The sequence below is a fragment of the Gluconobacter sp. genome (genome assembly GCF_047723935.1).
Taxonomy (GTDB): domain Bacteria; phylum Pseudomonadota; class Alphaproteobacteria; order Acetobacterales; family Acetobacteraceae; genus Gluconobacter.
In genome coordinates this window covers 1-12,351 of the sequence record NZ_JBDOBO010000066.1, presented here as the reverse complement: position 1 = coordinate 12,351, position 12,351 = coordinate 1, and the positions used below count along the sequence as shown (strand labels likewise).

12 protein-coding genes are annotated in these 12,351 nt (G+C 54.7%); 5 read left to right on the top strand and 7 right to left on the bottom strand.

All coding sequences use genetic code 11. The features are described from left to right. Positions 1 to 419: 419 nt before the first annotated feature. The 3 genes from ABF979_RS13945 (at position 420) to ABF979_RS13935 (ending at position 2,170) form a co-directional block, all read left to right on the top strand. Positions 420 to 911, top strand: coding sequence for a cyclophilin-like fold protein (locus ABF979_RS13945; protein ID WP_415560458.1), 492 nt, complete (start codon positions 420 to 422; stop codon positions 909 to 911). A 52-nt stretch (positions 912 to 963) separates the two neighbouring features. Further along, the gene (locus ABF979_RS13940) at positions 964 to 1,320 is read left to right on the top strand and encodes an MmcQ/YjbR family DNA-binding protein (RefSeq protein WP_006117278.1); all 357 of its coding nucleotides are present in this window, start codon (positions 964 to 966) and stop codon (positions 1,318 to 1,320) included. 106 nt (positions 1,321 to 1,426) lie between these two features. After that, positions 1,427 to 2,170, top strand: a complete 744-nt coding sequence (locus tag ABF979_RS13935) for an SDR family oxidoreductase (protein WP_415499423.1) — start codon at positions 1,427 to 1,429, stop codon at positions 2,168 to 2,170. A gap of 98 nt (positions 2,171 to 2,268) precedes the next feature. On the opposite strand, the gene ABF979_RS13930 is transcribed toward ABF979_RS13935, so the two are convergent. The 3 genes from ABF979_RS13930 to ABF979_RS13920 all read right to left on the bottom strand — a co-directional run bounded on the left by ABF979_RS13930 (position 2,269) and on the right by ABF979_RS13920 (position 4,011). Further along, on the bottom strand, positions 2,269 to 2,574 hold the full coding sequence (locus tag ABF979_RS13930; protein WP_415499422.1) for an MFS transporter: 306 nt from the start codon (positions 2,572 to 2,574) through the stop codon (positions 2,269 to 2,271). A gap of 28 nt (positions 2,575 to 2,602) precedes the next feature. After that, positions 2,603 to 3,337, bottom strand: coding sequence for a carboxymuconolactone decarboxylase family protein (locus tag ABF979_RS13925; RefSeq protein WP_075624200.1), 735 nt, complete (start codon positions 3,335 to 3,337; stop codon positions 2,603 to 2,605). 89 nt (positions 3,338 to 3,426) lie between these two features. Then, entirely contained in the window at positions 3,427 to 4,011 is a 585-nt protein-coding gene (locus ABF979_RS13920; protein WP_415499421.1) for a flavodoxin family protein, read from the bottom strand. Positions 4,012 to 4,178: 167 nt separating this feature from the next. Here ABF979_RS13920 and ABF979_RS13915 point away from each other — a divergent pair, with 167 nt between their 5' ends. Together ABF979_RS13915 and ABF979_RS13910 are read left to right on the top strand one after the other, a co-directional pair. Continuing rightward, positions 4,179 to 5,099, top strand: coding sequence for a LysR family transcriptional regulator (locus tag ABF979_RS13915; RefSeq protein WP_415499420.1), 921 nt, complete (start codon positions 4,179 to 4,181; stop codon positions 5,097 to 5,099). Positions 5,100 to 5,400: 301 nt separating this feature from the next. Beyond that, positions 5,401 to 6,384 carry an aldo/keto reductase gene (locus ABF979_RS13910; protein WP_415499419.1) on the top strand — a complete coding sequence of 328 codons (984 nt, stop codon included), beginning with the start codon at positions 5,401 to 5,403 and terminating at the stop codon, positions 6,382 to 6,384. A 74-nt stretch (positions 6,385 to 6,458) separates the two neighbouring features. Here ABF979_RS13910 and ABF979_RS13905 read toward each other — a convergent pair whose 3' ends face one another. The 4 genes from ABF979_RS13905 to ABF979_RS13890 all read right to left on the bottom strand — a co-directional run bounded on the left by ABF979_RS13905 (position 6,459) and on the right by ABF979_RS13890 (position 11,548). Next, positions 6,459 to 7,331, bottom strand: a complete 873-nt coding sequence (locus tag ABF979_RS13905) for an aldo/keto reductase (RefSeq protein WP_415499418.1) — start codon at positions 7,329 to 7,331, stop codon at positions 6,459 to 6,461. A gap of 75 nt (positions 7,332 to 7,406) precedes the next feature. After that, positions 7,407 to 8,768, bottom strand: a complete 1,362-nt coding sequence (locus tag ABF979_RS13900; RefSeq protein ID WP_415560457.1) for a c-type cytochrome — start codon at positions 8,766 to 8,768, stop codon at positions 7,407 to 7,409. Positions 8,769 to 8,825: 57 nt separating this feature from the next. Continuing rightward, positions 8,826 to 11,081, bottom strand: coding sequence for a molybdopterin cofactor-binding domain-containing protein (locus ABF979_RS13895; protein WP_415499416.1), 2,256 nt, complete (start codon positions 11,079 to 11,081; stop codon positions 8,826 to 8,828). A 2-nt stretch (positions 11,082 to 11,083) separates the two neighbouring features. After that, complete coding sequence (locus tag ABF979_RS13890) at positions 11,084 to 11,548, bottom strand: (2Fe-2S)-binding protein (protein ID WP_415560456.1); 465 nt, start codon at positions 11,546 to 11,548, stop codon at positions 11,084 to 11,086. Positions 11,549 to 12,351: the final 803 nt, after the last annotated feature.

The following is a 12,351-nucleotide window of genomic DNA, read 5'->3' as shown; positions in this document are numbered from 1 at the left end:
CGAATGCGCCGAGAGACATGGCGAGCACGCCACTCCACGAGCCAGATCTCGATTCTGGCTCCATTTCCACATCAGGTGATATTCCAGATACTTCTTTCATTATACCTCAACTGAGCGGCCCACTTTCGGAATATAAAGGCCATTTTTTGAATGATTCTGTATTTTCTTAAGTATATTGTGAATAAAAACGAGAAATAATTTTAATCACAACAAGGAACTCATCAAGCATGTGTTGAATAAACCAGATGATGTGCCAGAACTAGACCGTATAATATCATGATAAAAATGAGCAGACTTCATTAATTAGACTAAGATCCCACCCGGCCGAATTCATGAAATATACTCATCTCTATGTTCTAAATATCGCCTCTAAACCCAAGCTTTTTATATCGTTATAATGGCTGAGTCAGGCTTACCGGATGAGTGATTCTCAGCGGCAAGATCACGGCGTATTTTTTTCTACAAAACTCGGTGAGTCCGTCTACTGCGTAAGTCGGTCTGAATGTGTCACCCACGTTACGGTTTTCGCAAAGGTTTCATCTCCAGACGGGAGACAGGTGAATATGAAAATACGTCTGACGCTTGGAGAACAAGTGATCTTTGCTTCGTTGGAAGACACTCCTTCCGGGAGAGATTTTCTCTCTCTTTTGCCAATGACCTTGATGCTTGAAGATTACAATGCGACTGAGAAGATCTGTGACCTTCCCCGGCATTTGTCGAGCGACAAAGCACCCAAAGGATATGCTCCTTCCGCAGGCGACATTGCCTATTATGCTCCTTGGGGGAATATCGCCATCTTTTATCGTAACTTTGAATATTCATCTGGCCTCATCAAGCTCGGCCAGATTGAAGACAACCTTGAGGGGCTTGCTCTCACCGGTCGCCTAAAAATGCAGGTGGAAGCTCTTTAAGCAAAATACATACTGCTATTAATGTATTAAGAATTGTTCGAGGAATCACCCTATGAACCAGAAACAGTTTATTTTATCCTACGTCAAAAGAAAATACGATACGATCCCAGACCATCCTTTTCATTACTTTCCCGACTATATCGCACTCCGGCACGAAGATCGCGAGACGTGGTTTGGACTTATCATGAATGTGCCCCGTCAGACACTCAAGCTGAGTGAAGGCGGGAATATCGATATTCTCGACGTCAAATGCCGTCCAGAACATATACAGGATTATCTTACGACAGAAGGAATTGTTCCGGCCTACCATATGAACAAGGCACACTGGATCAGTATCCTGCTGGATGGCAGCGTTTCTGATGCTCTCATCGAAAATCTTATCGACGCCAGTTTCGAACTGACGCTCTAGAGATTTTTTCCCATGCACAAGGCTTCAGACAGACTAAAAATCGTAGTCTCTGAACACTCTGTCGATTGCTGCGTGGCAAAACTCAAACCGCTTAGGATTACCATAAATGATTAAAGATAAAGTCGTCCTCATCACGGGCGCATCCTCGGGGATCGGCGAAGCCGCGGCAAAGCTACTGGCCGCAAAAGGGGCAAAAGTTGTCCTCGGTGCGCGCCGGGAAAGCCTGCTAAAACAGATCGTGACCGACATTGAAAAAGCCGGCGGTCAGGCTGCCTATCAGGTTCTGGACGTCACGAAGCCATCTGATAACGAACGCATCGTACAATTCGCCAAGGACACGTTCGGTCGTCTGGATGTCATCTTCCTGAACGCGGGCCTCATGCCCAATTCTCCGGTTTCGGCACTCAAAACCGATGACTGGAACAGGATGGTCGACGTCAACATCAAGGGCGTCCTGAACGGCGTCGCAGCCGTCATGCCGTCTTTTCTGGAGCAGAAATCCGGACAGATCATTGCGACGTCATCCGTTGCCGGCATCAAGGCCTATCCGGGATGCGCTGTCTATGGCGGCACGAAATGGTTCGTGCGCAATTTCATGGAAGTGCTGCGTATGGAGTCCGCATCCGCGAACAGCAACATCCGTACCGCAACGCTCTACCCCGCTGCGATCAACACCGAGTTGCTTGCTTCCATCACGGACAGTGCCGTGCAGGAACAGATGCAGGGTCTTTACAAGACGTATGGCATCTCGCCAGATCGCGTTGCCGAAGTCGTTGCGTTTGCCATCGACCTACCGGAAGACACCACTGTCAATGAATTTACGGTCGGTCCTGTAAACCAGCCCTGGTAACCGGCAGGCATATTGTCAGGCCCGCTCTTTTTACGGGCCTGACATTTCCGCTTCGTTTTTCCGGTTTGAAAATACCCATGCGTTCACGAGAATAATCATCAACGCCGGATCGATAAAACTCTGGAAAGCCGGCCGATCAAAAGATGTCTGCGTGGAAGACGTCTGGTCAGCGCCACGACTGGAATGGCAGCCGCCGCGGAAACCAGTGCATACACAGAGACAAGCAGACCAATCGCAGAGGGCGCGACATCCAGATCCTGCACCATGGCCGACAGGACACCCGCCGGCATGGTCTCGGTCACAACCATCAGAAAAGCTGTCGTCGTCAGCGGGAGCAGAGCGCCAATCCGCATTCGACCACCGGGAAAGTCATGATCCAGTCGGGCGTTGGGGGATGTCGTCACACTCTGGCTTTTCCTGAACGAAGGGCCATTACGTAGGGGCTAATGGCTCCTGGATGCTTTGTGCCCTGATAAACTCGGCGAGGACACGGGCTGAGGAAATCGCCCGCGGCCAGCCAATATAGAACGAAAGATGCGTGACAAGTTCGGAAAGTTCGTCCCGCGTCACGCCCATCTTGACGGCTTTTCCAAGATACATCGCCAGAAACTCATTCTGCCCGGAGCCAATCATGGCACTGACAGTCACGAGATTACGGTCTCTTGGCGTCAGGCCAGGACGCAACCACACGTCTCCATACAGCAGATCGTTCGTAATCTCGACAAGGCCCGGCGCAACCGTCCCGAAACGCTCCTGAAGCAGGGCAACTCGGGCCGCATCCCCCGGAAGCGCCTCATCAACCGACAACAGATCCGGACTCACGGGCGGCAACTGATCCGCTGACACGCCGCGTTGCGCGAAAATCCCCTTCAGGGAAACAACCGCATTAAACGCCGTTGACCACCCCGCATAAAAAGCGACATGCGTGATGAGTTCAGACAGTTCACCTGGTGTCACACCACTGTCGAGCGCCTTGGTGAAATAATGCGCGAACCCGATCGTCCGCTCCCCAGCCACGAGAGCGGAGACGGTAACGAGACTTCGGTCACGTGCGGAAAGACCGGAGCGCGCCCACAGATCCCGAATGATTGCGGTTTCCGTATAATGCGCCAGAGCAGGAGCCACACCGCGCACATATTCCAGCGTCAGAGACGGAGTATTGGACATCGTCTTGCTTCCTCCACGACACCGCTCGAAGCGAAAGAGACGATGCTCTTCCGCTGCCGCATACGCGGCATAGCCGAGCGTTTCAAAAGTTACTTGCTCTGTGTTGAACCCGAGACAAAGCGCTGGGTGATTTCCGCCACGCGCTGTCCAAGGTGGGCTGCCGTGTCGAGATCGCTCTTGATCGGCGTCACATCCGGGGCCTGATCATTGTTGGACTGCGCCATGGCGCCCAACCAACTACCATGGCGATTCAGGTCGTTCACGCTACCATTACTGGTGCTATTACCTGGCATCAGGCCGAGATTGACCCACGTCATGCCATGTTGAGCAGCGAATAGCGTGAGAGAAACCAATGAGTTGAGTTTGTCGCCATGCTGGGCGCCCGAGTTGGTGAACCCCGCCGCAATCTTATTAATCCACTTCTGCTCAAACCACGCAGTTTTAGTAGAAGCTTCCATGAATTCTTTAAATTTCGCGCTGATCGCACCGTTATAGGTCGGCGAACCAAAGATAATCGCGTCACTGGCTTCCAGCGTGTCCCAGGGAATCTCCCCGTCACCGATCGAAATCAGCGTCACATCGGCTCCCGCCACGCGACGTGCGCCTTCCGCAACCGCTTCTGCCTGCCTCGCGGTATGGCCGTAACCACTATGATATACGATAGAAATCAGCATGATAGATAATCCTGCACTATGTTTTTGCCGCAGAGGGCGGGCAAAGAGCGACACTCTTCCGACCAACTCCACGCTGGGCCTCGGTAAGTTTATAATGTAGAATTATATGAGCGTGTGGCGAAATCCATTCCCATAATATGAGCGTATAATTCTACAATAAGGGCACCATGCACCACCGCCTTGAAAATATATCCGTCTTTGTCGAAGCCGTTGAGGCAGGCGGTTTCTCCCGCGCGGCAGAACGTCTCGGTCTGTCGCGCTCCGCTGTGGGAAAGGCCGTGGCACGACTGGAAGAACGGCTTGACGCCAGACTCTTCAACCGGACGACGCGCGTTCTCACCCTGACCGAAGAAGGGCAGGTCTATTACGATAAATGTCGACGCGCCCTTAAGGAATTACGCTCGGGAGAAGAACTGCTCCACGCGGGTCGTACCGACGTTGTTGGCAAGGTTCGCATGTCGATGCCAATCTTGTTTGGCTGCCATTGCGTCACACCGATTCTTTTGGAACTGGCTCGCCAATATCCCAATCTTGATCTTGATCTGCGCTTCAGCGATCTCCTTGTGGACGTGATAGGAGAAGGTTTTGATCTGGCAATCCGCCAAGGTCCGATCGCAGACGGAAGCGGATTGCGCATTCGAAAAATATGCAGTCAGAATAAAATTATTTGTGCTGCACCGTCATATTTTTCCGAACGTGCCAAACCTCAAACAATTCATGATCTTGAGATGCACGATGCCCTGGTTTACTGGCGTTCAAACAGGCTTTTTCCGTGGCAGTTAAGGGATCTGGACGGCAATCTACAGAACTGTAAATTAAAGTGGCGTCTTCAGTTCGACAATCTCGAGGCGATTGTCGATGCTGCCGTTGCAGGACTAGGGATTGCGTGGTTGCCTGACTGGCTTATCAGACCTCATCTGAATGAAGGTCGCCTTCTCTCTCTCCTGGATGGATTTCCCTCTACTGCTGTTGACACGTTCGCTGTCTGGCCAGAAACGCCAACATTACCCAAACGCCTGCGTGTAATCGTCGATACTTTGGCTGAAAAATTGCCCGGTATCAGTCAAGAAGATCCGATGCCCCACTAATGTAATTGAGTAAAAATGGCCCTGTTGTAAGGATGCTTTAAACCATACACAGTTTACTCACACTCATGAGAATACCTCATGACCATGTATATAATGAAAGGGCTAATCCCTGCCTGGGAAAAGGGCTATCTTTTCCCTCATTAGCGCCTTCATCAAGAGCTGATCGATAGACAGAGCTGTTTCAACGGATAATGGGCGGCCCAAATAGTTACCTGAAAGGTCGCTTCAGGCTCCTGTCATTCGAAAACAGAAAAGAATTTACAGCGGTAACGAGGCGCGACCACACACGGAAGGATTGGCCATGCACTATACATATCTTGGTCGGACAGGTCTGAAAGTCAGTAAGTTCTGTCTGGGCACCATGAATTTCGGTATGGTTACGGATGAGCCAACGGCTTTCACCATCATGGACGCTGCGCTGGACTCCGGGATCAATTTCTTCGACACCGCCGACGTTTACGGTGGGCCACAAACACCGGACATGGCACAGGGTTTTGGCACATCCGAAGAGATCATCGGCAACTGGCTCTCAAAAGATACAAGTCGCCGGAACCAGATCGTCCTGTCCACCAAGGTGTACCAGCCGATGGGTCTGGGTCCGAACGACAAATATCTGTCAGCCTATCACATCAGAAAGGCCTGTGAGGACAGCCTGCGACGCCTCAAGACAGATCATATCGATCTGTATCAGATGCACCACATCGATCACCGGACGCCTTGGGAAGAAATCTGGCAGGCAATGGAACTGCTCGTTCAGCAGGGCAAAGTACTTTACGTCGGCAGCAGCAATTTCGGCGGCTGGCACATTGCCACAGCACAGGCCGCGGCCAAGGCCCGGAACTTCATGGGTCTGGTCTCGGAGCAGAGCCTGTATAATCTGACCGCCCGCATGATCGAACTTGAGGTCATTCCCTCCTGTCGGCATCATGGTCTTGGCATCATCCCGTGGAGCCCGCTTGGCGGCGGTCTGCTCGGCGGCGTTCTGGGCAAAGAAAGCGGGACGCGCAGAGCCAGCAAAATTAAGGAAATCGAGAAATACCGACCACAGCTTGAAGCCTATGAATCCCTCTGCGCGGAACTTGGCGAACAACCCGCTGACGTCGCACTGGCCTGGCTGCTCCACAACCCTGTCGTGACAGCCCCAATCGTCGGCCCCCGCACGCAGAAGCAGTTGGCAAGCAGTCTTAAAGCACTGGACGTTAGTCTCTCTCCAGACACATTGAAGCGTCTGGATGAAATCTGGCCCGGCCCCGGCGGTGAAGCACCCGAAGCTTACGCCTGGTAACAACCGGCCCTCTTCCGACTGCTACTTCCCCCTGACACCAGCACGCCTGCCCGTGTCAGGGGGACCATACCCTTTTATAGACTTCTCGACGCGGCATCGAGCTGGCCGAATTCTTCATCCGAAAGCGTGATCGCAGCCGCAGCAACGTTCTCTTCCAGATGGCTGACACGGCTAGTTCCCGGAATGGGCAACATCACGGGACTACGCCTGAGGAGCCATGCCAATGCGATCTGACCCGGTGTCGCACCATGTGTTCTGGCAATGCTATCGACAATCCCGCCCGGCTTTGCCAGTTCGCCGGCCGCCAGAGGAAACCAGGGCATAAAACCAATGCCATTGGCTTCACAGTATTCCAGCACATCTTCGTCCGCACGGTCGGTCAGATTGTACCGGTTCTGAACAGTAGCGACCGGGAATATCTTTCTGGCATCCTCAATCTCCGCGACCGATACCTGACTCAGCCCGGCATACCGGATGAAGCCCTGATCGATAAAGGAGCGAATGGTCTCAAACTGTTCCTCTGCGGGACGTTTGGGATCGATCCTGTGAAGCTGCCAGAGGTCAATCCGCTCAACCTTCAGTCGCCGAAGGCTCAGACGAACAGCCTGCCCGAGATAGTTTGGGTCCCCGACTTGCGGCCATTGTCCTTCCGTCCGGCCAGGACGAACCAGACCGCCTTTCGTCGCAATGGTCAGGCCCCTGTAAGGCGCCAGAGCCTCGGCAATCAGATCCTCGCTGACGAAAGGGCCATAGCTGTCCGCGGTGTCGATGAAATTGACACCGATTTCCGGCAGGCGGCGCAAGACGCGCAGTGCCTCTTCCCGATCTTCAGGCTCTCCCCATACACCCGGTCCGGTAAGGCGCATTGCACCAAACCCTAGACGATGAACGGAAATTTCTCCGCCTAGCAGGAACTCTCCGGAAAGACTGGCATTAATTCGTGTCATGTCGGCATCCTTCATCACGCATTCGGCACCTGCACTCGGGCATCGTAACACTCGTTTTTTCAATCCCCGAGAAATTCAACGAGTTTTCAAAATAACTGGACTGCTGCTGGCAGGAACGGTTTGCTCCCTGAGTTTTTTCACATCCCCCTTCGCCACGGGAGGCTGCCGGTTTCCCCACGAAGATCGGACAAAAGTCAGCACATCTGCGATTTCCCCGTCGGAGAGCTGCTCGCGATATGACGGCATCCGATAGGAATCCGGCACACCGGCCGCAACGACACGGCCAGACCCGTTGAGTGTGACGTTGATGGAAGAGGAACTGTCCGGCACCAGAGACGAGGCTGCCCCTGCCAGCGGCGGAACCCACTGCCCCTGCCCGCGCCCATCCGCCCCATGACAGAAACTGCACTTCGCCATGTAGGTCTGCGCACCGGGGATGCCCTGCCGTCCGGCGGGTTGGAGTGCCTTGGCCTGCGTCGGCTCATACTGCCACGGCGTTCCGTCACGTTGCGCGTTTCCAGGCAGAGACTTGAGATAATGCGCAACTGCCCGCAGATCATCATCCGAGAAAAACTGCGTCGAGTTGTTGAAAGCCTCTGTCATGGAGCCGAACACGACAGCATGGTCGTTCCGGCCGGTCTTGAGAAAACGGAAGACATCGTCCTCGCTCCACCGGCCCAGACCCGTGTTGGCATCGTTGCGCAGGCTGGGCGCAAACCAGCCATCGATCAGAGCGCCGGAGACAAAGGCCGCACTATGGCTGTCTGTCCCCTTTTCGTTGAAGGCCAGACTTCGCGGCGTATGACAGGCCCCGCAGTGCCCCGCCCCTTCAACAAGATAGGCCCCCCGGTTCCATTGGGCATCTTTCGACGTGTCCGGGCGATAAACGTCTGACGGGGCAAAAACCACATTCCAGAAAGCCAGAGGCCAGCGCATGTTCAGCGGCCAGGGGATCGTGCTTTTCCGGTTTTCCAGATGAACGGCCGGGACGCCCTTCATGAAATAGGCATAAAGCGCTTTGACATCATCGTCAGAAAGCTTGGCATAGGACGGATAGGGCATGGCCGGATAAAGGCGGTGCCCATCCTTTGCCACGCCGGAACGAAGCGCCCTGTCGAAATCCGCCAGCGTATAGGCACCGATCCCCGTCTCACGGTCAGGCGTGATGTTCGTGGCGAAGATTGCGCCCATCGGCGTCACCATCTTCAGGCCCCCGGTATAGGCTGCCCCACCCGGCACACTGTGACAGGCCACGCAATCCGTCAGACGGGACACATACTCCCCTCGCGCCACGAGTTGCGCCGACGGCTCTTCCTGAGAACCGGTTTTCTCAAAGGACGACGCAGGGAGACGGGTCACGAACCATGCCGCTCCCGCAGCCAGAACAGCCGACGCAGGGATCACGACTGCGAAAATTTTCTTCAGGCGGTTAGTCATGTTCAGTTCCGCACTCTTTCTGCTGCACGCGGGACGTGCCAGACGACGATCAAAGTCTCAGCTTGCAAAGTCATGACGTGACAGCGGCATGCTTCGGATACGCCGCCCGGTCAGGGTCGAAACCGCGTTCGCCACCGCGGGTGGGATGGCAGGCAGCGGTGGCTCTCCGACGCCACCCATCTTCTCGCCACTCTCGACAATTTTCACATGCACACGAGGCATCTGATTCAAAGCGAGAATTGGGTAGCCATCATAGTTCCGCGCGCGCGGCATGCCGTTCTCGTAAACAGTCTCTTCAAGAAGCACCTGAGACAGTCCGAGAGCTATGGCCCCATTGACCTGCGCTTCCACAATCGCGGGGTTTACGACCTTTCCAGGGTCGATGGCTTCCCAGACCTCGTGCACCCTGACACGCCCGTTTTCGAGCGACACTTCCGCAATCGCCGCAGCTTCAGACCCGAAAGGTGACGCCATGCCAATCCCGCGCGCGCGGCGTGAACCATCCGCCGCCGTAAACGGGCCACGCTTCCAGCCACCGGACAGATCTGCGACCGCCCTGAGCAAAGTCGTCAGGCGCCTGTTATCCCGAAGCAGGTGCAACCGGAGCTCGTAGGGGTCCTGATGTCCCTTGTCCGCAAGTTCGTCCAGAAATGTTTCATAGAGAAAGTCATTCATGGAATTCCCGACGGAACGCCAGTATCCCAGCGTCGCCGGATTTCTGACGAACAACTGGGCGATCCGACGGTCGGGAATATCGTAGGCCTTGTTGGTCAGTCCTTCGAGGGCTGTCGGATCAAGATCTTTTCCGCGCTTCGTCCCGAGACCTTCCGTTGCTCCTTCCGTAGCGCTGACGACGTCAAGCGCAACAGGACGACCAGTCTCATCAAGCCCCGCACGGAACCGCACGGCCGCCATGGGGCGCAGGGCATCACGCAGGAACTCTTCCTCACGGGTCCAGATCAGCTTGATGGGCCGACCCGTCGCTTTGGCGAGCGCAATGGCCTGCGGATAGGGGCTACCATGGTCGTAAAGGAAATGACGTCCGAAAAACCCACCCAGTAATGGCGAATGAATCGTGATCTTTTCCGCATCCATCCCGGTGCGCCTGGCCATATCGGCACGGAACATGTCGGGCGCCTGATTGGGGAGCCAGACATCGAGTGTTCCATCGGGATTATACCGTGCCAGCGCGGAAGGAGGCTCAAGCTGCCCATGGTTCACATACTGGCTGAAATACGTTGCCTCGACGACTGTACGGGCGTTTTTCAATCCGCGCGTCACATCGCCTTTGGTCTCCGCGTTCTCTTCTTTCCCGGATACTGTCGCAAGGTGTTTCCTGAACTCTTCCGTCGAAAAATCCGCTGGCATCACACGAATGTCTGAGGCTGCCCCCGGTTCAGCCTCGACCCAGTTCACCAGCAGAGCTTCAACCCCGCGTCTGGCATGCCACCACCGCTCGGCCACGACCGCCACCGCCCCCGGCAGACGATGAACGGAGTGAACACCCTTCATCTGGCGCACCTGTTCTTCGTTGCGGATGGAGCCAACCGTCATGCCAAGGCGCGGCGCATGCTGGACCGCTGCGTGCAGCATGCCATCAACCCGCACATCAATTGCGTAGTCGACCTTGCCTGTCGATTTCTCGTAAATATCCAGCCGCTTGACCGACTTGCCGATCCAGCGGAACTGCGACGGATCTCTCAGCTTTACGCTGGCCGGATCAGGCACCGGGAGATCCATGGCCACATGCGCCAGGTCTTCATAATTGACCGTTCGACCCGATGCAGCATGAACGACCTGTCCCGGCTGAGTGGTCAGCTCTGACACGGGAACACCCAAATGCTGCGCCCCGGCCTGAAGCAGCATCTCACGTCCGAGCGCACCGAGACGCCGCATGGCCGGATAGCCGTTCCGCACCGACATGCTCCCACCCGTGATGCGCATACCGCTGTCCATCACAGCGTATTCATCACCTGCCGGGGCATTTTCAACAAGGAAAGTCGAAGGGTCCGCGTCCAGTTCCTCGCCGACGATCTGTGCCATGGCAGTGAACGTTCCCTGCCCGCCTTCAATGAAGGGGCTTTGCAGGCGCACGGTATTATCCGGACGGATTTCCAGGAAGGCTGGGACCTGTGTTCCCCGATATTTTGGTCCCTGCGCGGCCTGGGCGCGCGCCTGTCGGGCCGGCAGACCGAAACCCAACACGAATGCGCCCGCCGTAGCGCCTGCCGATGTCAGCATAAAGCGCCGTCTGGACAAATTGACCGGTCCCTGCTGCATCAGGGAAGCATCATCAAAAAGACCGTTCACCATTCTTATGCTCCCCCGTCCGTTGAACCGGACGCCAGATCATGAATAGCGGCACGAATGGCGTTATAGGTTCCGCAGCGGCAGAGATTGACCATCGCTGCGTCGATGTCGGCATCCGTGGGGTGGGGAACCTGCCTGAGCAGTGAGGTCGCAGCCATGACCTGCCCGGACTGGCAGTAACCACACTGCGGCACCTGATGTTTCACCCATGCAGCAACCACACGCTTGCCAAGATCATCCTGCTCGATCGCCTCGATGGTCGTGATCGACGCTCCTGCCACTTTTTCAACAGGTGTCACACAGGACCGCACGGCTTGGCCGTCAACCAGCACAGTGCAGGCCCCGCACTGCGCCAGCCCACAGCCATACTTGGTGCTCGTCATCGCAAGGTCGTCGCGCAGAGCCCAGAGCAAGGGAGTATCAGGTTCGACATCCACATGGTGCTGAATACCGTTGATGTTCAACTCCATGTAAACCTCCCATTATTGATTTTGTACAAAATCATTATGAATGGTGACGTAATTCACCAATCTAGATTTTTGTTTTCAGTCCATTCAACGGCGTGAACTCTTATGTTATTATTTTTCAAAATAGAAAATTAGCCCTAATTTAATGCATATAATCATGAGCGCAGCACATAAACGTATAACGATTTGAAGCTGTAAAACTTAAGGTATTCTATGTCTTCCCATGAACTGGACTTTGGATTGAAGTGAAATCTGTGCCCTGAAAACTGACATTAAAAAAATACCCAGAATCATGTCATCGGGATCCTGAAGGGGGGTCAGACATGTTCTGCGGCTACATATTTATGCCGCAGGCTCAGGACCAGAGATACTTGTTTATACGTGACAATCGAAAATACGGCGGGATGGTGGAATGGCCGCTCAACGCTCTCTGTGAGGAGCTTGATAGCGGTCTGATCACTGAAGACACTGCCGGCAAAACACTCGCAGCACCCGGTGTGCACCGAGAAGCTATGATCTGGGCGCCCCGGGTAAGACGTATTCGCCATTCACTCACCGGTTGACCCACTTCTTAAGTGGCTTCTCGTGCCTATTCTAGGTTGGCTCTGGAACTCACGCAGACGTGAAAACCGACAAAATCCCGCCCTGGTACTTTTTCATCTGTTTCCTATGTGTTTCCTGCGGAGTGATTTAGGCACAAAAAAACCCGCCTCAAGTGGGCGGGTTTGTCGTGTCTTTTCAGACGTTTATGCATGGTTGCGGGGGCAGGATTTGAACCTGCGGCCTTCAGGTTATGAGCCTGACGA

Bases quoted from the DNA above. Each gene is read 5' to 3' on its own strand.
- ABF979_RS13945 (WP_415560458.1), top strand. From the start codon at position 420: ATGAGTGATTCTCAGCGGCAAGATCACGGCGTATTTTTTTCTACAAAA.
- ABF979_RS13940 (WP_006117278.1), top strand. From the start codon at position 964: ATGAACCAGAAACAGTTTATTTTATCCTACGTCAAAAGAAAATACGAT.
- ABF979_RS13935 (WP_415499423.1), top strand. From the start codon at position 1,427: ATGATTAAAGATAAAGTCGTCCTCATCACGGGCGCATCCTCGGGGATC.
- ABF979_RS13925 (WP_075624200.1), bottom strand. From the start codon at position 3,337: ATGTCCAATACTCCGTCTCTGACGCTGGAATATGTGCGCGGTGTGGCT.
- ABF979_RS13920 (WP_415499421.1), bottom strand. From the start codon at position 4,011: ATGCTGATTTCTATCGTATATCATAGTGGTTACGGCCATACCGCGAGG.
- ABF979_RS13915 (WP_415499420.1), top strand. From the start codon at position 4,179: ATGCACCACCGCCTTGAAAATATATCCGTCTTTGTCGAAGCCGTTGAG.
- ABF979_RS13910 (WP_415499419.1), top strand. From the start codon at position 5,401: ATGCACTATACATATCTTGGTCGGACAGGTCTGAAAGTCAGTAAGTTC.
- ABF979_RS13905 (WP_415499418.1), bottom strand. From the start codon at position 7,331: ATGACACGAATTAATGCCAGTCTTTCCGGAGAGTTCCTGCTAGGCGGA.
- ABF979_RS13900 (WP_415560457.1), bottom strand. From the start codon at position 8,768: ATGACTAACCGCCTGAAGAAAATTTTCGCAGTCGTGATCCCTGCGTCG.
- ABF979_RS13895 (WP_415499416.1), bottom strand. From the start codon at position 11,081: ATGGTGAACGGTCTTTTTGATGATGCTTCCCTGATGCAGCAGGGACCG.
- ABF979_RS13890 (WP_415560456.1), bottom strand. From the start codon at position 11,548: ATGGAGTTGAACATCAACGGTATTCAGCACCATGTGGATGTCGAACCT.